16 protein-coding genes, 1 tRNA gene and 1 pseudogene are annotated in these 20,379 nt (G+C 61.2%); 10 read left to right on the top strand and 8 right to left on the bottom strand.

Features of this window, described 5'->3' with window-relative positions; genetic code table 11:
* The first annotated feature begins 13 nt into the window (after positions 1–13).
* A complete protein-coding gene (gene bmt / locus FGK64_RS11590) occupies positions 14–1,033 on the top strand; it encodes a betaine--homocysteine S-methyltransferase (RefSeq protein ID WP_138863939.1) in 1,020 nt (339 codons plus the stop codon).
* Here bmt and FGK64_RS11585 read toward each other — a convergent pair.
* Positions 1,030–2,109: a PA0069 family radical SAM protein gene (locus FGK64_RS11585; RefSeq protein WP_138863938.1), complete on the bottom strand. Its 1,080-nt coding sequence runs from the start codon at positions 2,107–2,109 to the stop codon at positions 1,030–1,032. The two genes, bmt and FGK64_RS11585, sit on opposite strands and share 4 nt — an antisense overlap.
* A 192-nt stretch (positions 2,110–2,301) precedes the next feature.
* Here FGK64_RS11585 and FGK64_RS11580 point away from each other — a divergent pair, with 192 nt between their 5' ends.
* A complete protein-coding gene (locus FGK64_RS11580) occupies positions 2,302–3,000 on the top strand; it encodes a corrinoid protein (protein ID WP_138863937.1) in 699 nt (232 codons plus the stop codon).
* 55 nt (positions 3,001–3,055) lie between these two features.
* The gene (locus FGK64_RS11575) at positions 3,056–3,712 is read left to right on the top strand and encodes a DUF1638 domain-containing protein (RefSeq protein WP_138863936.1); all 657 of its coding nucleotides are present in this window, start codon (positions 3,056–3,058) and stop codon (positions 3,710–3,712) included.
* A 10-nt stretch (positions 3,713–3,722) separates the two neighbouring features.
* Here the strand turns inward: FGK64_RS11575 and FGK64_RS11570 are convergent, their stop codons facing one another.
* Entirely contained in the window at positions 3,723–4,130 is a 408-nt protein-coding gene (locus FGK64_RS11570; RefSeq protein WP_138863935.1) for a SufE family protein, read from the bottom strand.
* Between the two features lie 138 nt (positions 4,131–4,268).
* Here FGK64_RS11570 and FGK64_RS11565 point away from each other — a divergent pair, with 138 nt between their 5' ends.
* Positions 4,269–4,784: a hypothetical protein gene (locus FGK64_RS11565; protein ID WP_138863934.1), complete on the top strand. Its 516-nt coding sequence runs from the start codon at positions 4,269–4,271 to the stop codon at positions 4,782–4,784.
* Positions 4,785–4,788: 4 nt separating this feature from the next.
* Here the strand turns inward: FGK64_RS11565 and rnd are convergent, their stop codons facing one another.
* From rnd to purM, 3 genes are all read right to left on the bottom strand, one after another.
* Positions 4,789–5,946, bottom strand: a complete 1,158-nt coding sequence (gene rnd / locus FGK64_RS11560; protein ID WP_138863933.1) for a ribonuclease D — start codon at positions 5,944–5,946, stop codon at positions 4,789–4,791.
* A gap of 87 nt (positions 5,947–6,033) precedes the next feature.
* Positions 6,034–6,630 carry a phosphoribosylglycinamide formyltransferase gene (gene purN, locus FGK64_RS11555; RefSeq protein WP_138863932.1) on the bottom strand — a complete coding sequence of 199 codons (597 nt, stop codon included), beginning with the start codon at positions 6,628–6,630 and terminating at the stop codon, positions 6,034–6,036.
* On the bottom strand, positions 6,627–7,676 hold the full coding sequence (gene purM / locus FGK64_RS11550) for a phosphoribosylformylglycinamidine cyclo-ligase (protein WP_138863931.1): 1,050 nt from the start codon (positions 7,674–7,676) through the stop codon (positions 6,627–6,629). The genes purN and purM overlap by 4 nt, the downstream gene beginning before the upstream one ends.
* A gap of 124 nt (positions 7,677–7,800) precedes the next feature.
* Between purM and FGK64_RS11545 the strand changes: the two genes are divergently transcribed.
* A tRNA-Ile gene (locus FGK64_RS11545) sits at positions 7,801–7,877 on the top strand.
* Positions 7,878–8,236: 359 nt separating this feature from the next.
* A pseudogene (locus FGK64_RS11535) lies at positions 8,237–9,479 on the top strand (IS3 family transposase).
* A gap of 575 nt (positions 9,480–10,054) precedes the next feature.
* Here FGK64_RS11535 and FGK64_RS11530 read toward each other — a convergent pair.
* The gene (locus tag FGK64_RS11530; protein WP_138863930.1) at positions 10,055–12,118 is read right to left on the bottom strand and encodes a response regulator; all 2,064 of its coding nucleotides are present in this window, start codon (positions 12,116–12,118) and stop codon (positions 10,055–10,057) included.
* A 12-nt stretch (positions 12,119–12,130) separates the two neighbouring features.
* A complete protein-coding gene (locus tag FGK64_RS11525; RefSeq protein WP_246057737.1) occupies positions 12,131–12,604 on the bottom strand; it encodes a methanogen output domain 1-containing protein in 474 nt (157 codons plus the stop codon).
* A 314-nt stretch (positions 12,605–12,918) separates the two neighbouring features.
* Between FGK64_RS11525 and FGK64_RS11520 the strand changes: the two genes are divergently transcribed.
* Positions 12,919–15,300, top strand: a complete 2,382-nt coding sequence (locus tag FGK64_RS11520) for a transporter substrate-binding domain-containing protein (RefSeq protein ID WP_246057761.1) — start codon at positions 12,919–12,921, stop codon at positions 15,298–15,300.
* Between the two features lie 798 nt (positions 15,301–16,098).
* Here FGK64_RS11520 and FGK64_RS11510 read toward each other — a convergent pair.
* A complete protein-coding gene (locus tag FGK64_RS11510; RefSeq protein WP_138863926.1) occupies positions 16,099–17,613 on the bottom strand; it encodes a catalase in 1,515 nt (504 codons plus the stop codon).
* Positions 17,614–17,769: 156 nt separating this feature from the next.
* Here FGK64_RS11510 and FGK64_RS11505 point away from each other — a divergent pair, with 156 nt between their 5' ends.
* Genes FGK64_RS11505 through FGK64_RS11495 form a run of 3 tightly spaced genes read left to right on the top strand, consistent with a single transcriptional unit; the run spans position 17,770 to position 20,303 of the window.
* Entirely contained in the window at positions 17,770–19,182 is a 1,413-nt protein-coding gene (locus tag FGK64_RS11505; protein ID WP_138863925.1) for a cytochrome ubiquinol oxidase subunit I, read from the top strand.
* Positions 19,183–20,187 carry a cytochrome d ubiquinol oxidase subunit II gene (cydB, locus tag FGK64_RS11500; RefSeq protein WP_138863924.1) on the top strand — a complete coding sequence of 335 codons (1,005 nt, stop codon included), beginning with the start codon at positions 19,183–19,185 and terminating at the stop codon, positions 20,185–20,187. It begins immediately after the preceding gene.
* Positions 20,187–20,303: a DUF2474 domain-containing protein gene (locus tag FGK64_RS11495; RefSeq protein WP_138863923.1), complete on the top strand. Its 117-nt coding sequence runs from the start codon at positions 20,187–20,189 to the stop codon at positions 20,301–20,303. The genes cydB and FGK64_RS11495 overlap by 1 nt, the downstream gene beginning before the upstream one ends.
* The last annotated feature ends 76 nt before the right edge of the window (positions 20,304–20,379 follow it).

Genomic DNA, 20,379 nt, shown 5'->3' with positions numbered 1-20,379 from the left:
AGGGGCCGCAAGAATGAGCAATCGCTTCACCGAAATGCTGAACAGTCACGATGTGCTTCTGGCCGATGGCGCCACGGGCACGAACCTCTTCAACATGGGGCTTCAGGCCGGCGACGCGCCCGAGCTGTGGAATGTCGACGAACCCAAGAAAATCACTGCGCTTTACCAGGGTTCGGTCGACGCGGGCAGCGATTTGTTCCTGACCAACACATTCGGGGGCACCGCCGCGAGGCTGAAGCTGCACAGTGCCGAAAAGCGTGTGCGCGAGTTGAACCGCATCGGTGCAGAACTGGGGCGCGAGGTGGCAGACAAGGCCGGTCGCCCTGTGGCCGTTGCCGGTTCGGTCGGACCCACGGGTGAAATCATGCAACCTGTCGGTAGCCTGAGCCACGCTCTGGCGGTTGAAATGTTCCACGAACAGGCGGACGGGCTGAAGGAAGGCGGCGTGGACGTACTGTGGCTGGAAACGATCAGCGCGCCCGAGGAATACCGCGCCGCGGCCGAAGCCTTTGCGCTGGTCGGCCTGCCCTGGTGCGGCACGATGAGCTTTGACACCGCAGGCCGTACCATGATGGGCGTGACCTCTTCTGCCATGGTCGAACTTGTCGAAAGCCTTGATCCGGCGCCCTTGGCCTATGGCGCCAACTGCGGCACCGGCGCGTCGGATCTGCTGCGCACCGTGCTGGGATTCGCCGCGCAGGGCCACAGCCGCCCGATCATCGCAAAGGGCAACGCCGGTATCCCGAAATACGTCGACGGCCACATCCACTATGACGGCACACCCGAATTGATGGGCGATTATGCGGTGATGGCGCGCGATTGCGGGGCAACGATCATTGGCGGTTGCTGCGGCACCATGCCCGAACACCTGCGCCACATGCGCGAAGCGCTGGATACCCGTCCGCGCGCAGGCGAAGCCCCGAAACTGGAAGAAATCGTTGCCCGCCTGGGTGCATTTTCATCGGCCAGCGACGGCACAGGCGACGACGAGCCCAGCGAACGGCGCTCGCGCGGCAACCGCCGCCGCCGTTAAAACAGCGCCAGTTGGTCGCCTGCGCGCGCTGGTGGGGCAAACAGATCGCATCGCAGCGACGGTTGCGATGCATCCATCCCAAGCCGCCGCGCGGCCAGTTTGAACCGCCGCGCGATCAGATCGGCCAACAGCCCCTGCCCGCGCATCCGCTGACCCCAGTTGGCATCGTAATCGCGCCCGCCGTGCATCTCGCGCAGGCGGCGCATCACGCCGTCGGCCCGGCCCGGCGCGTGTTCGGCCAGCCATTCCTGCCACAACGCCGAAACCTCGCGCGGCAGGCGCAACATGATCCAGCTTGCCGCACTGGCGCCGGCCTCTTGGGCCGCCGCCAGCAGGTTTTCAAGTTCGTGGTCTGTCAGCCCCGGAACGATGGGCGCCAACATGGCCCGCACCGGAATCCCGGCTCTGGCAAGCTGCCGGATCATGGCCAGCCGCCGCGCAGGCGATGGCGCGCGCGGCTCCATCCTGCGGCTGAGGCCCGGATCCAGCGTTGTCAGCGACACGCCCACGCGCACCAGCCCGCGCGCAGCCATCGGCGCCAGTATGTCCAGATCACGTTCGATCAGCGCGCCCTTGGTGACGATGGCCACCGGGTGGTTCCAGTCAGATAGCACCTGCAGGCAGGCGCGCATGATCTGCCATTTCACCTCGACCGGTTGATACGGATCAGTATTCGTGCCGATGGCAATGGGCGCAACACGATAGCGTTTCGACGCAAGTTCGCGCGCCAACACCTCGGGCGCCGTGGGCCGGGCAATCAGCTGTGTTTCGAAATCCAGCCCCGGCGACAGCCCCAGATAGGCGTGGGTTGGCCGCGCGAAACAATAACTGCAGCCGTGTTCGCAGCCACGATAGGGATTGATCGACCGATCGAAGGGCAGATCGGGCGACCGATTGTAGGTGATCAGGCTTTTCGGGACTTCTGTCGCGACCTGGGTGGGGAAACCGGCACGCGGTTCAGGAATATCCCAGCCATCGCATTCATCCCGTCGGCCAAGATCAAAACGTCCAGCGCGGTTTGACCCCGCTCCGCGCCCGCGCCGCCGCGCCTTATCGATCTGGTCCAGCTCCTGCATGGTCTACATATGGAACATAAAGGGAACATTAACAAGAATCATTCTATGTCGGCATTGTGCACCGTCCTGGAAACCAACGCACAGGTCGGAACCAAAGCGGCGCATGTCGCAATTCTTGCAGTCGAACCTTGCAATATGAAGGAATAGAACTGGTAAACCGGCCCTCGCGCCCCGTGAACAAGGAACACCCGCATGTCGGACGAAGACGAGATCATCCTGTCGGAACTGGACGACGAAGAACTGGTCCAGCAGATGTTCGACGATCTTTATGACGGGCTGAAAGAAGAGATCGAGGAAGGCGTGAACATCCTGCTGGAACGCGGATGGGAACCCTATCGCGTGCTGACAGAGGCTTTGGTGGGCGGCATGACCATCGTGGGCGCCGACTTCCGCGATGGTATCCTCTTCGTCCCCGAGGTGTTGCTGGCCGCCAACGCGATGAAAGGTGGCATGGCCATTCTGAAACCGCTGCTGGCCGAAACCGGCGCGCCGCGCGTGGGCAAGATGGTGATCGGGACGGTCAAGGGCGACATCCACGACATCGGCAAGAACCTTGTTTCGATGATGATGGAAGGTGCCGGGTTCGAAGTGGTCGATCTGGGCATCAACAACCCCGTCGAAAACTACCTCGAGGCGCTGGAAGCCGAACAGCCTGACATTCTGGGCATGTCGGCGCTGCTGACCACCACGATGCCCTACATGAAAGTGGTGATCGACACGCTGGTCGAACAAGGCAAGCGCGACGATTACATCGTTCTGGTGGGTGGCGCTCCGCTGAACGAAGAATTTGGCAAGGCCATCGGCGCGGATGCCTATTGCCGCGACGCCGCTGTCGCAGTGGAAACTGCGAAAGACTTCGTCGGTCGCAAGCACAACCAGATGCGCGCCTGACACCGGCGCGCGCCCTCTTTCGGGGGCGCAGCCAACCAGCAAGGGCAGGCACGCCATGGCAGACCCGGCCGAAACCGACCCCGACGCGCTCACCGACACCGGATTGGCGCCATCCGGTCAGGGCGCGGTGCTGGTTATCGCCTGCGGCGCGCTGGCGCGCGAAATCCTTGCGATAACCCGAACGGCGGGCTGGACACACGTTGATTTGGCCTGCCTGCCCGCCATACTACACAACCACCCCGAGAAAATTGCCGAACGGGTTCGCACAGCCGTACTGCGGGCGCGTGAGACCTATAAAGCGGTGTTCGTGGCCTACGCCGATTGCGGCACGGGCGGCGCGTTGAAAAAAGTCTGCGACGAATTGGGTGTCGAGATGATCTCTGGCCCGCATTGCTATTCGTTTTTCGAAGGCAATGCAGCCTTTTCCGCCCACGAGGATGAGATTACCGCCTTTTACCTGACTGATTTTCTGGCGCGGCAATTCGATGCCTTCGTGTGGAAACCGCTGGGCCTGGATCGTCACCCCGAACTGATCGAAATGTATTTCGGCAATTACACGAAACTGGTCTACCAATCGCAGATTGACGATCCCGCCCTGCTAGCGCGGGCGCAATCCTGCGCCGACCGCCTTGGGCTGGATTTCGAGCATCGCCGAACCGGCTTTGGGGAGTTGGAGAGCAGCCTGAGGAATTGGGTCACCTCTCCGCGCTAGGCGTTTGACATCAAGCCGCCAACGCGACTTCGCGAATACGCAGGATCATGGCGCGCAACCCGTTCGAGCGTTGCGCCGACAGGTGATCATGCAGGCCCAGCCGCGCCAATTCGCCGCCCGCGTCGATGCCAGGCACATCGGCCACGGGCACCCCGTTGTACAGCGCACGCAGCACCGCAATCAGCCCGCGCACGATCATCGCATCGCTTTCACCGTCAAAGTGGAACACACCATTTTCGATCTGCGGATGCAGCCAGACCTGACTGGCGCAGCCGTCGACCTTGGTTGCGGGGACTTTCAGTGCGTCCGGCAGAGGGGCCATCGTCTTGCCCTGATCGATGACATAGCGATAGCGGTCTTCCCAATCTTCGAGAAACTCGAAATCGGCGACAATTTCTTCGAAGGCGGCGGTGGCCATTGTGACATCCATGTTGCGCAATTGCGGTTCTGGTTGACCTAAGGCGGCACACCACCCCTGTCCAGCCCGCCTTGCGGCTTTTCAAGCCCGGCTATTTCGGCTACCCCATGGAAAATCAAACTGGGACCGGCTTTTGCGATGCGCAGATCAATACTCGTCTTTCTGGTGGCAACCCTGGCCCTGTCCAGCTGCGGATGGCGCGATTCGCGGATCAATCCGCGCAACTGGTTCGGCAACAGCCGCGAGGTGCGCACCGCCACAGTTGTCGAGCCAACGAACCCGCTTATTCCGCGCCGGTCCAGCATTCTTGAGCGCGCGCCGCAGGCCGATCTGAGCGAGCCGATCGCCACCGTCACGGAAATGCGGATCGAGCCGACGAACAGCGGCGCGATCCTGTACGCCTCGGGCGTGGCGCGGCGTCAGGGCGCCTACCAAGCGCGGCTGGTTCCGGCCAATTCCGAACTGATCCCCGACGAAGATGGCGTGCTGAGTTTCAGCTTTCGCGTTGTCTATCCGCAGGGCGCCACGCCCACGGGTAGCGAACACAGCCGCACGGTGCACGAAGCCTTTTCACTGTCGCATCAGGCGCTTCGTGGCATCCGCACGATTCGCGTGGAAGCCGCGCAGAACGCCCGCGAATCCCGCCGCCGCTAACGCGTCAAAGCGGAACAGTGCGCACGCTGCCGCCTTTGGCAGCCAGCGCGATCTTGCCATTGCAGAGCGCAAGCGCATCGTTTCCGAAGACTTCCAGCCGCCAGCCCCGCAGCGCAGGCACATCGCGTTCGCCCGCCGAAATCGCATCCAACTCGGCGCTTGAGGCGATCAGCTTGGCCGCGACACCCGCGCTTTCGGTTTTGGATTTCAGCAGAACGCGCAGCAGATCGGCCAGCGCAGGGTTGATCTGCATCTTTTCGCGGCTGCGATCGGGTTTCGGCAGATCGTCATTCGGGCAATCCATACCACGTTTGACAGCGGCCACGATGCCCTCGGCGATTGCGCCCTTGCGCGCCTCGCGCAATAGGAGACGTAGGTTGCCAAGATCGTTCAGCGACTTGGGCTTGGCCGAGGCCAGCTCCATCAGCGCGTCATCCTTGTAGACCCGATTGCGAGGGATGTTGTTTTCCTGTGCGTGGCGTTCGCGAAAGGCGGCCAGCTCGCGCACGATTCCCAGAAACCGGGGCGAGTTGGTGCGGGTTTTCAGCCGCTCCCAGGCCCGGTCGGGTTGAATGTCATAGGTTTCAGGGCTGGTCAGGATTTCAAGTTCTTCAGCCACCCAGCGATCACGGCCGGTTTTCATCAGCTCGGCGGCAAGGAATTCGTAAATGTCGCGCAGGTGGGTCACATCGGCCAGCGCATATGATTTCTGCGCATCGCTGAGCGGACGGCGCGACCAATCGGTAAAGCGCGAGGTCTTGTCGACCGAGGCGCGCGCGATCTTGCGCACCAGCGTTTCATACCCGACCTGTTCGCCAAAGCCGCAGACCATGGCGGCGACCTGCGTGTCGAACAGCGGTTCGGGGAACACCTTGGCATCGACCCAAAAGATTTCGAGATCCTGCCGCGCTGCGTGGAATACCTTGACCACGCTGGTGTCGCGGAACAGGTCGTACAGCGGCTCCAGCGACAGCCCATCGGCCAGCGGGTCGACCAGAACGGCGGTGTCGTCCGTGTCGCCGGGCATGGCCAGTTGAACGAGGCACAGCTTGGAATAATAGGTGCGTTCGCGCAGAAACTCGGTATCGACCGTGACATAGGGATGGGCAGCGGCGGCCGTACAGAACTCGGCCAGATCCTCGGTCGTGGTGATGGTTTTCATGTGGTCCCGGTGGTGAAATGGTTTAAGCGCAGGCGTTTATCAGGGCGCAGTCATACGGGATTGGCCCGGAATTGCAAATCCATCCCGTCAGGTCAGGATGATCGGCGTCCGGTCGCCTGCCGCGAATTTGCGCAGAACGGCCGGATACAGGCGATGTTCCTGCACCAGCACGCGCGCGGCCAGCGCGTCCGGTGTGTCACCGGGCAGAACGGGCACCCGCGCCTGACCCAGAATGGGGCCGTCGTCCAGCCGCGCCGTCACTTCGTGCACGCTGCACCCGTGCTCGGCGTCGCCCGCTTCTAGCGCGCGGGCGTGGGTGTGCAGGCCCTTGTATTTCGGCAAAAGCGAGGGGTGGATGTTCAGCATCCGGCCTTGGAATTGTGACACGAACCCATCGGTCAGCACGCGCATGAACCCGGCGAGGCAGACGATGTCCGCCCCCGCCTCGAGGATCGGTTTCACCAGTTCCGCCTCGAAGGCGGGGCGGTCGCCTGCAAAAGGGCGGTGATCGACCACCGCCGTAGCGATGCCGCGCGCGCGCGCCTTCTCCAGCCCGCCAGCGCCCGCGTCATTCGACAGCACAAGGCAGGGCCGCGCGGGATGATCGCCTGACATGCTGTCGACCAGCGCGACCATATTGGACCCGCCGCCAGAAATCAGGATCGCAACGCGCTTGTGGCTCACGCCAGCGAACCCGTATAGCGGATGCCCGCCGCGCCGCCGACGGTGCCCAGGCAGCAGACAGTTTCGCCCGCCTCGCTCAGCAGTTGGGCCAGCGCCTCGGCCCGGTCGGGCGCGCAGACCACCACCATGCCGATGCCGCAGTTGAAGGTTTTCAGCATCTCGCCCGGCTCGATCTCGCCCACCTTGGCCATCCAGCCGAACACCGGCGGCAGCGCCCATGCGTCAAGGTCGATGTCGGCGCCCATGCCCTCGGGCAACACGCGGGGCAGGTTTTCCGTCAGACCACCGCCGGTGATATGGGCCAGCGCATGAACGCCCCCTGCCCGGATCGCGTCCAACACCGGGCGGACATACAGCCGCGTCGGCGCCAGCAGCGCCTCGCCGAGGGCACCCTCGCCAAAGGGGCTGGGCGCGTCCCAGCCAAGGCCCGAGATGTCGACCAGACGGCGCACCAGCGAATAGCCGTTGGAATGCACGCCATCGCTGGCAAGACCCAGAAGCACGTCACCCTCGGCCACGTCGCGGGGCAAATCGGCGCCGCGTTCCATCGCGCCCACGGCAAAGCCAGCAAGATCGAAATCGCCTTCGGGGTACATGCCCGGCATCTCGGCGGTTTCGCCCCCGATCAGCGCCGCGCCCGAACGCAGGCAGCCCTCGGCGATGCCTTCGACGATGCGCGCGGCCTTGTCTGTTTCCAGCTTTCCGGTGGCAAAATAATCAAGGAAAAACAAAGGCTCGGCGCCTTGGCACACCAGATCGTTCACGCACATGGCAACAAGGTCGATGCCCACGCCATCCACCAGCCCGGTATCAATCGCAATGCGCAGCTTGGTGCCCACGCCATCGGTGGCGGCGACAAGGATCGGATCGGAATAGCCCGCGCCTTTCAGATCGAACAGCGCGCCAAACCCGCCAAGCGCGCTCATCACGCCGGGGCGTGCGGTGCGTTTGGCCGCCGGTTTGATCCGTTCCACCAAGGCATTGCCCGCGTCGATATCAACGCCTGCCTGCGCGTAAGTAATGCCTTTGCCCGACTGGCCGCTCATGTCTGCGATCTCCGCTTGATCCAAGTGAGACTTCCGATACGGCAGAGCGCGCGCGGAGTCCACGCCCCCTGCGCCGCTTCGCCGCTTGACCGGGCCCGCGCGCTTGCGTAACCAGCAGACAGGCGGGCCTGTAGCTCAATTGGTTAGAGCAGAGCGCTCATAACGCTTTGGTTGCGGGTTCAAGTCCTGCCGGGCCTACCACCTCCGCCGAAAAATCCAATAAAATCAATGGCATTGTGTCACACGGAGCGCATAGGTTCGCGCATATGATTTCAATGGCTTACAGCCAATGAGTCACACGAATCCAATCAAAATTGTGCGCTCCGCGCGCCCTGTATCGCGTCGAACGACCCGCCCTCCAAGGTGACCATTTTACACACCGCACCGTGCGCGTGGCAGCGCGTGCAACGGGCATTGTCTGCCACCTCCTGCACCGTCAGCTCGGGCCGGTCGATTTCAGCCACCAGCAAGCCAGCCGCGTACCCGCAGGAGCATGAGGTGGTCCCCGAAAAACGGACATCCTGCTAAGCTTGCCGCCAACGAAGACGAGGAAGAACAGCATGGCTGGCAAACGAAAGAATTACGGCGCCGAGTTCAAGGCGAAGGTGGCGCTCGAGGCCATTCGCGGGGAGCTGACGGTCGCCGAGCTGGTGGCGAAGCACGGGGTGCATCAGACCTTGATCAACACATGGAAGCGGCAGGCTCTTGGGGGCATGTCCGGGATTGTCTCGGGCAAAGCCGAAGTGAAGGCCGCCGAGAAGGACGGCGAGATAGAGAAGCTGCACGTCCCTCTGCCCGGCAGCACATGCCTGCATGTGCGAGAGGGAAGATCGGCCAGCTCGTGGTGGAACGGGATTTTTTAGCGAAAGGCGAGCCATTGTCCGCCATTGGTCCGAGGACAATGGCGAGCGGACGGTGAGCATGTCCCGGAGGCGAGAAATGATCGATCCGCGGCACGTGGTGCTGTCGATCACCCGGCAATGCGCGCTGATCGGGATAAGCCGGTCGGCATGGTATGGGCCGGGCAGGACGGAGACGCCGCTGAACCTGGCGCTGATGAAGCTGATCGACGCGCAGTTCATGGAGACGCCGTTCTACGGCAGCCGCCAAATGGCGAGGCATCTGCGCAAGCAGGGCTATTGTGTCGAGCGGAAACAGGTGCGTTGGCTCATGGCGAAGATGGGCCTGCACGCGGTCTACCAGAAACCAAAGACGACGGTGCCGCATCCGGAGCACTGCAAGTATCCGTATCTGCTCCGGGATCTGGTGATCACGCGCCCGAACCACGTCTGGTGCGCAGACATCACTTATATCCCCATGCGGCGCGGCTTCCTGTATCTGGTTGCGATCATGGACTGGGGCACGCGCCGGGTTCTGTCGTGGCGGCTGTCGAACAGTTCGCCATGAGCCGCCATTGGTCCGAGGCCATAGCGGACGGACACCGAGTTCTGTATCGAGGCGCTGGAGGATGCCTTCAAGATCCATGGTCGGCCCGAGATATTCAATACGGACCAAGGCAGTCAGTTCACAAGCCCGTGCTTTACGCAGATCCTGCTCGACGCAACGGTGAAGGTGTCCATGGACGGCCGCGGTCGCTGGATGGACAACCTCATGATCGAACGGCTATGGCGGTCATTGAAGTACGAATGCGTCTACCTCCATGCCTTCGAGACCGGATCGGCGGCCAGGGCTGGCATAGGCAGGTGGATCGACTTCTATGACACCGAGCGACCACATTCCGCGCTCGGGGGTAGAATACCTGTCGAGGCCCACCAAGGCCCTGACCTGCAGGCGGCGGCATGATCAACAGGCAAGCTTAGCAGCGCCGCAAATCTCTCCGGGAAACAGGGACCACGTCAGACGCGTACAGTTAGGGTCAATCTGAAGTTGCGATCATCGACAGGCAACGGTCAACTCTTGCTTCGATTGGCGGACATCCATAAGCAAAGCCCGACGGCAGCTTCGTCGGCACAGCCGACATCCCTTATTCAACCAATCCTGAACCCGATGTTCCACAACCGTTCGGAGAAGCTGCGCCGCAAAGCGTGGCGGCAAGTGATCGACGGAAATGAGCTGGGAGCAACAGAGGCGCCGCAGACGGGACGGCCGACGCACTGCACCGTCTTGTAGGGCTGGCACCAGCGTTCGATCAGGGTCTGGCCTCCTCGCAGCGAATAGAAGACCTCTCTATCAAGCAATTTGTCTCATAGCCTGCCTGCCATCCAAGTAGTCCTCCATCATACGGGACAAACTACCCAAAAGGTGGAGCACTTCAGTGGGAAAGACCACGGCCACAGCTTTTGAAGAGAGGTCCTATCCGTCCAGCAAGGGTAGATTCTGGTGGAAAGGTCGCCCTGAGACTGCGGCTCAGGGGCGCGTTACGGCTGATAGCCGATCAAGGCGGCCAGTCGTGATGCCAACTGTTCGCGCGTAAAGGGCTTCGAGATGAATTCGACATCCGGATCAAGCCTGCCGTTGTGCACGATGACATTCTCCGTATAGCCCGACATGAACAGCACAGGCATGTCCGGGGCGAGGCTTTTGGCGATCTCGGCAAGTTCTGCGCCGTTCATCACGCCGGGAAGCACCACATCCGTCAACAACAGATCATAGCTGTGACGTCGTAGCAGGGCTGCAGCATCCTCGGCATTGGAAACGGCCTCGACCTCATAGCCAAGCCTGGTAAGGCTTCGTGTGATAAACCTCAGAACGCCGGCGTCATCCTCTGTCAGCAGGATTTTTCCGCGACGCTGCGCTTCGCTGTCGACATCGTCGGACAGCTGCGCCGACGTGTCCGACCCGTCCGTGTAGGCACTCGGAAAATACATCTTGATCGTGGTGCCGATTCCAACTTCGGAATATATCTTTACGTGCCCTTCGGACTGTTTGACGAAGCCGAAGACCATGCTTAGCCCAAGCCCGCTGCCATCCCCGACGGTCTTCGTGGTGAAGAACGGAGTGAACGCCTCTTTCGCGACCTCGGGAGACATGCCCGTACCGCTGTCGCTGACAGCGACCATGACGTAATGGCCGGCCGTCACCTCGTCATGCTGTGCGGCATAGTTTTCATCCAGCCTGACATTTGCGGTTTCGATGGTCAGCTTGCCCCCTGTCGGCATCGCGTCGCGAGCATTCGCCACAAGGTTCAGCACCGCATTTTCGAATTGGCTCTTGTCCACCCGACCTGACCAAAGGTTACCGCCGTTAATCAGACTGAGCTCGATATTCTCGCGTACGGTGCGACGCAGCAGGGGTTCTATCTCGCGCAGCAGCACGTTGACGTCGGTGGCTTCCGGTTTCAGTGGCTGCTTGCGGGCGAAGGCCAGCAAACGCGCGGTGAGTGTCGCACCGCGCCGCGCCGCATCGACTATGTCTTCGGCCAATTCACGCTCGTTGCTCTTGAGTTCGTCCAGCAGGATTTCCGCGTTCCCCAGAACAACAGCAAGTATGTTGTTGAAATCATGCGCGATGCCGCCGGTGAGCTGCCCGACCGCGTGCAGTTTCTGAGCATGGATAAGCCGCGCTTCGGTTTCGGCGCGCGCGATGAGATTGCCAAGCACTTCGGCCACGATGTCACCTTCCGCTTGCGTGGCCATGCCGCGAACCGATCCCGGCTCTGTGGTGCAGATCAGCGCACCCCTTGTCACGCCAGTGACCGTGATCGGCACAGTCATCGTGTCGGTGGCATTGATCGCATGGCCGGAGACCTGCCGTATGGCCGCCAGCAAAAGCGCCTTGGCCCGTTGTGGATCGTCGGCCCAGTGGCGCGCGAAGTCCACCCGAGACACCTCCAGAAACCTGTCATGAAGGCCATGGTCGGCAAACCTCCCGGCTGCCGCGCTGACATGGAGTTGGCCAAGCGTGTCCATAACCAGCATCACCGCATCAACCTCGAGAGTGTCCGCGATCAGGGCCACCGTCTGGTCGAGGTAACCTGCCGAGGAAACATCGACCGAGGCCATCTTGCGGATGGCATCCAGCGCGCGCCGCAGGGCCGTCATATTCGACGAGAGTTTCCGCTCGGCCAGTACACGGCGCCCGACTTCCGTTCTGAGGCCAGTTATCCGATCCGAGATGAGCCGGAACCGATGGGCCAGCTCAGCTTCGCGTTCAAGAAGCAAAAGCACCTTTGGCGTTCCGTCCGATGCCGTCATACGCCGACCCTTCGCGGTCATGACATTCTTGCCGGGCAGAATTGAGACCTGCGAGATGATCGGATCGGTTACCGATTTTGAACGCTGCAGGAATTGATCGAATTCGGCCTCGTCATTTGCAAAGATGTGCGACAACGGGACGTTATCGCTTGCCAATGTCCGGCCAATAATCTCGATCGCGCGCGGGCTGGAAAACTGGATCGTCCGACTGGACGGATCAATGACAAGAATGGCATCATCTGTCAGGTCGAGTATCGCGCCCAGCATTGTCGAGACGGTTTCCGGCAAGACGCGCTCTCCTTACTGATCACTGGCAAAAAATTCGCTGGCCTGAGTGTCGACAGGCAGAACCGGGTCGGCGATGCCGATCGTCACCCGGCACCGCGAGTGCCCGCGCGCAATCGCTTCCTGAATCCCGACGCGCGCATAGCCAAGGTTCTCGGCCACGATGTGCCCGAAGACGTTTGCCGTCATACGGCAGAGCGACGTGCGCCCGATGACCATATCTCCGAACGGACAGGCAGTATTCACCAGCACGATTTCATTCCGATCCATGCTTTCAATGAAGAACCCGCCGTCGATGCGCGCCTTCAGGTCAACAAGGGTCGCCGCGACCTGGGCCAGATCAAGCCGGTCTTCGGCAAAAGCCGCCCGGTATTCTTCGTTCAACACCTGGCCCAGCGATACCCCGACATGGTTGATGTAGGCCTCGGCCTCGCGCTCTCCGACTGTGCTTTCCAGAATACCCACGAGTTCCCGCAATACGGAGCGCATAAAAGGGTCTTTGCGGTGATCGGGTGCAAATTTCGGCTCAGGTAGTTTATCGGCCATTGGCCCACTCCCTTAATAAGCGAATTTCTTCGAACCTATCAGGCTAGGTAACGTTCACCAAATAAAAGGCAACTATTGCTTCCTGCGGTTGCGAAGATTCACCAATTTTTAACTCGTGAACGTCACACAGACCACTGAACAAGTATCGGCAGTAGGTCGCTGCTCAACCCATCGAAATCGTTCCAAGGGCGCAAGCATTGTGCTGTAACCAAGGGTCTGTCCGGTCTCAGAACGTGGTGTGCTTGGCGCAAACCTTGATGAAGCTTCGCGCGTTCGTGCCACGAGCATATCAAATTGGGGCACTGGCGTCATACGTGATAGCCCTTTGCCTGGTTTCGCTTCCCGCACTGGCCCAGTCAGGCCAACCGGACCGGTCACCGGTTATCGTTGGCTGGACAGAGGCACCGGGTTTTTCCTCTGCAGCGCGTGACGGGGCGCCAACGGGTTTCTTTGCGGAACTCGCGCGGCTTGTCGCAGACGACGCTGGATTCGCGATCGAGTTTCGGCGTTTCGACACGGTTGCAGAGGTCATCCAAGCACAAGCGACGGGCGAGTCGCAGATGATTGCGGGCCTTGCACGTCTGCCAGTGATCGAGTCGACCAATCATTTCTCGGACCCGGTCGCTACGTCCCGGGTGCGCCTTTACGTTCGCGCGGAAGAGCGGGTTGAATTCGACCTGAGCCAGTTCAGGGGAAGACGGGTCGGAACCATTCCACCGACGGCCGGCTCTGATACGCCCTTTATCGCGGATCAAAACGAAATCATCGCCTACGAAGGCTATGCACATGCGCATATGGCCCTGCTGACGGGGTTGGTTGATGGTATCGTATCTGTCGATGCTCCGAATGGATACATGCTGCGGCACGCACGCCTTGATCACCGTGTCGTTCCGGCCGGGCCCGATCTTGGGGCGGTCCCACGTTTCGTGGCGCTGCACGACAGCCGAGCGGATCTGCTTGCCGCCATTAACGCAAGCATTGGGACGCTTGAAAGCGATGGGCGCCTGGATGATCTGCGGCGCCGATGGTCAATTGAGCAGGCTCCGCCCGTGCCTGATGTTCTGTCGGTCGGCGTCATGCCGTTTCCGCCATACGTCGTGATTGCAGAAGACGGGACAGCATCGGGTTATTCGATCGAGGTTTTGAAATCTCTGGCCGATCTTGCCGGATACCAGTTGCGGTTTGAACGAATTTCCTCGGCTGAATGGAAGTCTGGGCCACAGGCAGGCAGCTTTGATCTTTTGCCCCAGGCGTCGATGAACGAAGACCGCCGCACGAGGATGGATTTTACAACGCCGATCGACGCAAGCCCGCTGTCCATCTTTGTTCGCCCCGGTGATGCGGATGGAATCACCGATCTTGATGACCTTGCCGGCATGCGCGTCGGCGTGAGCGTCCTGAACGTCTCGAATGAAATCGCAAGGCGCCATGGCGGTTTCGACGTCGTCCCCTATGCGACAATCAACGACTTGATACAGGGATTTTTGTCGGGCGAGGTTGATGCCCTGCTTCATCTTCGGGCGGCAGTTCTGGAAAAGGCCGAGATTGACGGGTTCGACCATCTGATCGCCGCCATTGAGCGACCGTTTGCCACAGCCGACCGGGCGATCGCATTGCGCCAGGGGCTGGGCGAAGTGCGCGAGCGCTTTAATGCGCTTCTCCCCGGTTTCCTGGTTTCCGAGCAATACCAGCAGATCCGCCAGCGTTGGCTAAGCGAAAAGCCATTTTGGACCCCGTTTAGGATCAGGGTGCTTGCGGTCTGCGTGTCGTCAGTCGGCGGCGCGCTTGCAATTTTTGCCAGCGTTGAATGGCGCCGCCGCCGCATTGGAGAGGCCGAAGCCCTGCGGCAGAAAGTGGCATATGAGCAGGAGGTGTTGCACCGACAGGAAATGAACCTGGTGCTGGCGCAGCTTGAAACGAAAAACCTTGAACTCGAACGTTCAAACGCCGACCTCGAGCGGTTTGCCTATGTCGCCTCGCATGACCTCAAGTCACCATTGCGCACAATCGCAAACGCGGCCCGGTGGCTCGAGGAAGATTTGGGCGACCATTTCGACGACGACACGCGGGAAAGCATGGACATGATCACAAGCCGGGTAAACCGGATGGATCGCTTCCTGGACGATTTGCTAAGGCACGCCCAGATCGGGCGCACGAATGAACCAACCGATGTGGTCCCCCTTTCCGAACTTGTCGCAGATGTCGGGCTGTTTGCCAGTTGCCCAGAGAATTTCGACTTTCTGGTCGAGTTACCGGACGAGGAAATCCTTATTCAGCGCATGCCTCTTCAGCAGGTTTTGATCAACCTTGTGGCCAATGCGATCAAACACCATGACCTCGATCGCGGAGTGGTCACCCTGCGCGTCACTATGGAAGGAGGTGATCTGAAGTTTTGCGTGATCGACGATGGGCCGGGTATTGCCACGCAATTCCATGATAAAATCTGGCACATGTTTTCAACCCTTCGAACCCGCGACCAACTTGAAGGTAGCGGGATGGGTCTGGCGATCGTACGAAAAATTCTGGACACACATGGCGGTTCAATCACTTTAATCAGCGGAAATGGTCGTGGCAGCACCTTTATCCTAACGTGGCCGCTGGTCTCCGAAGCCCACCAGACGTTCAGTCGGGTGGCGTAAATCAGAGAACCGCGACGGCGCTTTTTCTCTGCGGTAAGCTGTTTCTTTTTTCGCGCAGGTCTAAAGACCCTTTCACCGACGACGATAGGCTCGCCGTCCGGTAGTAATAGCAGCCGACACCCGACAGAAATCTCTGTGCCCACGCGGAGAAGTAATACTGTGCCTCCGAGCCGCGTAAAGATGGATCATCTTCCAGGTCAAACCAGAACATAGCGCAAGGAAGGTGGGCCAGTCGCGGTGCAGGTCTTCCGGCAAAACGCTCTCAACCGCGCAGCGTTCGTCGCGACCAACACTGTCACGCTCAGTATGCCGGAACATCGGGTGCAAAATATGCGGCGCAGTTTGCCAACTCAGGGTGTCGCACCTTGGCAGGGGCGCTTGGTCGTAAAACCTTATCAGGCACACCTTTAGCTTGTTCACGCGCATACGGCCTGTGTGAACCGATAAGATATGGCCTGCGTCCCGCGCCTGCTGGTCCTTCGCGCCCAGGGCTCGCAGGGCATTCTTTATCCCCCGCCGTCAGTTCGGCACCATCGCGGCCAGTGCCATTCCGGCGTTGCACAGAACGCTGAGCGGCCACCGCGCCCCTTGCGGTAAAAGATTATGGCCGTGCGTCGGACCAGTAACTCTTGGGTCTGCACTCGGGGTGACGAACGGCATCGGCGAACGGCTTCAACCGTGCAAAATTTGACTGAGGGGGCTGGATTATGTGACACGCCGGATACCGACTGCCAAGTCGGCGGCGCCTCTGAAAGCAGTAACGGGCGGGCCAACAGGACCCGCCCGCACTCGGAGCCGTTAGCCGCCGATGCTTTTGGCCGATGCCAGGCCGGGCGCTTTGGATTCGCCGCCCAGTTTGTCGCGCACGCCCTTTTCGATGCGCGCGCCGACATCGGCGTCGATATTTGACCAATACTCGAAAGCCCGCTTCAGGATCGTTTCGCTGACCCCGTCGCACAGGTGGCCGACTACATTGTCGACCAACCGGCCACGTGCCGCGTCGTCCATGACGTCGCGCACAAGAATGCCCGCCTGGCTCCAATCGTCGTCGTCCTCGCGCAGCGTATAGGCCTCGCGCACCATGTCGCCATCGGCGTGCCACAGCCCTGCCTCGTGCGTGTGCGGCTGCGCAGCAGGCCCGCCGTAAGAATTGGGCGCATAGACCGGATCGGCCACATTTTCCGTGCGGCCTTCGCCATCCTTTGAATAGCTGTGAACCGGCGACTTCGCGGCGTTGACGGGGATCTGTTTGTAATTGACGCCAAGCCGCGCGCGGTGGGCATCGGCGTAGGAAAAGCCACGCGCCAGAAGCATCTTGTCCGGTGACAGCCCCACGCCGGGCACCATGTTGTTAGGCTCGAACGCCGCCTGCTCGATCTGGGTGTGGAAATCGGTTGGATTGCGGTCCAAAACCAGTTTGCCCACCTCGATCAACGGATAGTCGTCATGCGGCCAGACCTTGGTCAGGTCGAAGGGGTTGATCCGGTAGGTCTTGGCCTCTTCATAGGGCATGATCTGCCAGCTCAGCGTCCAGCTGGGGAAATCCCCATCCGCAATGTGGTTGAACAGATCGCGGCGGTGATAGTCACCGTCCGAGCCGGCGAGCTTGTCGGCTTCGTCCTGGCTGAGGTACGCGTTGCCGTCACCCTGATCGGTGTGGAAGTGGAATTTGACCCAGAACTTTTCCCCTGCCTCGTTCACCAGCGAATAGGTGTGGCTGGAGTAACCGTTCATCTCACGCCAGGTTTTTGGAATGCCCCGATCCCCCATCAGATAGGCCACCTGATGCGCGCTTTCGGGGGACAGCGTCCAGAAATCCCACTGCATGTCGTGATCGCGCAGGTCATTGTCGGCGCGACGTTTCTGGCTGCGGATGAAATGCTGAAACTTCATCGGGTCGCGGATGAAAAACACCGGCGTGTTGTTCCCGACCATGTCGAAGTTGCCTTCTTCGGTGTACATCTTGACCGAAAAGCCGCGCGGGTCGCGCCAGGTGTCGGGGCTGCCGCGTTCACCGGCGACGGTGGAAAACCGCACGACCGTGTCACATTTCGCACCTTTCTGGAAAATCTTCGCCTTGGTGTATTTCGAAACGTCGGCGGTGGTTTCGAAATAGCCGAATGCCCCGCCACCCTTGGCGTGCGGTTGCCGCTCGGGGATGCGCTCGCGGTTGAAGTTCGCCATCTGCTCCAGCAGGTAGTGATCGTTCAGGACGATCGGGCCATCCGGCCCCACGGTCAGCGAATGTTCATCGCTCTGAACCGGAATGCCTGCATCTGTCGTGGTTGGGGGAACGCGCGTCTTGTCGGCCATGTAATCCTCTCCTGCGTTGACCTTCGGACAACGGATGGCCGGGCGGTCGGGTTCCATAGTGTCGCAGCGTGGCGTTGCGCCACATGGCCACTCGGGCCGTGGCATCTAGGTTACCAGCAACGGCGCTGGGGGGGCGTCACGGGTAAGAGGTGGGTCATGCTGGCAAGCTATTCCGCGGAAATCCTGGCACGGGTGCAATTTGCCTTTACCGTGTCCTTCCACATCGTGTTCCCCGCGTTTTCCATCGGGTTGGCCAGTTATCTTGCCGTGTTGAACGCGCTGTGGTTGTGGCGGGGCGACCGGGTGTATCGTCAGCTGTTCGACTACTGGAAGAAAATCTTCGCCGTCGCCTTTGGCATGGGCGTCGTATCGGGCATCACCATGTCGTACCAGTTCGGCACCAACTGGGCGGTGTTTTCCGACAAGACCGGCCCGATCCTTGGCCCGCTGATGGCCTACGAGGTGCTTTCGGCCTTTTTCCTTGAGGCCGGGTTCCTTGGCATCATGCTGTTCGGGCGCGACCGGGTCGGCAAGGGGCTGCACATGTTCGCCACGGCGATGGTGGCGCTGGGCACTCTGGCCTCGGCCACCTGGATCCTCTCGGTCAATTCATGGATGCACACGCCTGCGGGCTATGGCTTCAACGAGGTCGGGCAGTTCGTGCCGACCGACTGGTGGGCCGCGATCTTCAACCCGTCGTTTCCCTATCGGCTGGTGCACATGGTGCTGGCCGCCTACCTGACGACGGCTTTCGTGGTGGCCGGAGTCGGCGCGCTGCATCTGTTGCGCAACAAGGCCGATGCCGAGGCGCGGCGGATGTTTTCCATGGCGATGTGGATGGCGGTGATCGTGACTCCGCTCCAGATCATCGCGGGCGATGCGCACGGGCTGAACACGCTGGAACATCAGCCGGTCAAGATCATGGCGATGGAGGGCCATTTCGAGAGCCACCCCGACGGCGCGCCGCTGATCCTGTTCGGTATTCCCAATCAGGCCGAGGGGCGGATGGATCACGCCATCGAGATCCCGAAACTCGGCTCGCTGATCCTGAAACACGACCCGAACGCACCGATGCCGGGGCTGGATACGATCCCCGAGGAAGATCAGCCCCCCGTCGCCATCGTGTTCTTCAGCTTCCGCATCATGGTTGGCCTTGGCTTCGCCATGCTGGGGATCGGTGCATGGGGTCTGCTGCAACGTGTGCGCGGGCGGCTGTTCACCCCCGGCTGGCTGCATCGGGCCTGCGTGGTGATGGGGCCGATGGGGTTCGTCGCCGTGCTGGCCGGGTGGATCACAACCGAGGTCGGGCGCCAGCCCTTCACCGTTTACGGGCTGCTGCGCACGTCTGACTCGCTCTCGCCCGTGGATGCGCCTGCTGTGGGCACCACGCTTGTGGCCTTCATCGTTGTCTATTTCCTGATTTTCGGGGCGGGCACCTATTACCTGTTGGCGATGATGAACAAACCGGCGCGCCTGCTGAAGAAAGACCTGCGCGATGCCCCGATGCGGGCCGCCGGAATCACGCCGCTGCCCGAGGACGACACCGGCATCAAGGGACAGGAGCAGTAGATGGAATACGATCTTGCCTTCATCTGGGCCGGGCTGATCGCCTTTGCAGTGCTGGTCTATGTCATCCTTGACGGGTTCGATCTTGGACTCGGCATCCTGTTTCCTTTTGCCGGAACGCACCGCGACCGTGACGTGATGATGAATTCGGTCGCCCCGGTGTGGGACGGGAACGAGACATGGCTTGTGCTGGGCGGCGGCGGGCTGTTTGCGGTGTTCCCGCTGGCCTATGCGGTGGTGATGCCGGCGCTGTACATGCCGATCATCGCGATGCTGCTGGCGCTGATCTTTCGCGGCGTGTCCTTCGAATACCGCTGGCGCACGCAGCGGTTTCGCTGGCTGTGGGACTGGACGTTCTTCCTTGGCTCGACCATTGCGGCGCTGTGTCAGGGCATTGCGCTGGGCGCGCTGGTGCAGGGGATCGAGGTTGAAGGCCGCGCCTATGCCGGTGGCTGGTTCGACTGGCTCAGCCCGTTTTCGCTGGCGACCGGGGTCGCCGTCGTGCTGGGCTATGCGCTGCTGGGGGCAACGTGGATCGTGCTCAAGGCCGAGGGCCGGCTGCGCGATCACATGAAACGGCTGTCCTTCGGGCTGGGACTTGCGACGCTGGCGATGATCGCCATGGTCAGCCTGTGGACACCGTTTCAGGACAACGTCTACTTCGACCGCTGGTTCGCCTTTCCCGGCAGTCTGTGGAGCTATACGGTGCCTGTTGTGATGGTGGGGCTGGTGTTTCTGTTCTTCACCGGGCTGGCGCGTGACAGCGACATCCAGCCGTTCCTGGCCGCGCTTGGGTTCTTCATCGCCGGGTTCGTCGGCATCGGGATCAGCTTTTACCCGATGATCGTGCCGCCTTCGTTGACCATCTGGGAAGCGGCCGCGCCGGACTCCAGCCTGTGGTTCGCGCTTGTGGGCGCGCTGATCCTGCTGCCGATCATCCTGATCTACACCGCCTATGCCTATTGGGTGTTCCGGGGCAAGATCGACCCGGACAAGGGCTATCACTGATGGCGCGGCGCGACGGTCTGCGGCGTGTCGCGTGGTTTGTCGCGCTGTGGCTGGCAGGCGTGGGCGCCGTGGGTCTGCTGGCGCTGGTGATCCGCACAGTGTTGATGCCGGGCTGAAGGCTTACGCACCACCCGGATTTAGGGACCGCCCCTAAATCCTTTACAAACGCCCCCCCGGCGGGCACATTTTTCG

Origin of the sequence: Arenibacterium halophilum (genome assembly GCF_005938225.1) — a bacterium.
GTDB classification, from domain to species: domain Bacteria; phylum Pseudomonadota; class Alphaproteobacteria; order Rhodobacterales; family Rhodobacteraceae; genus Arenibacterium; species Arenibacterium halophilum.
This window is presented reverse-complemented; position numbering and strand designations above follow the sequence as displayed.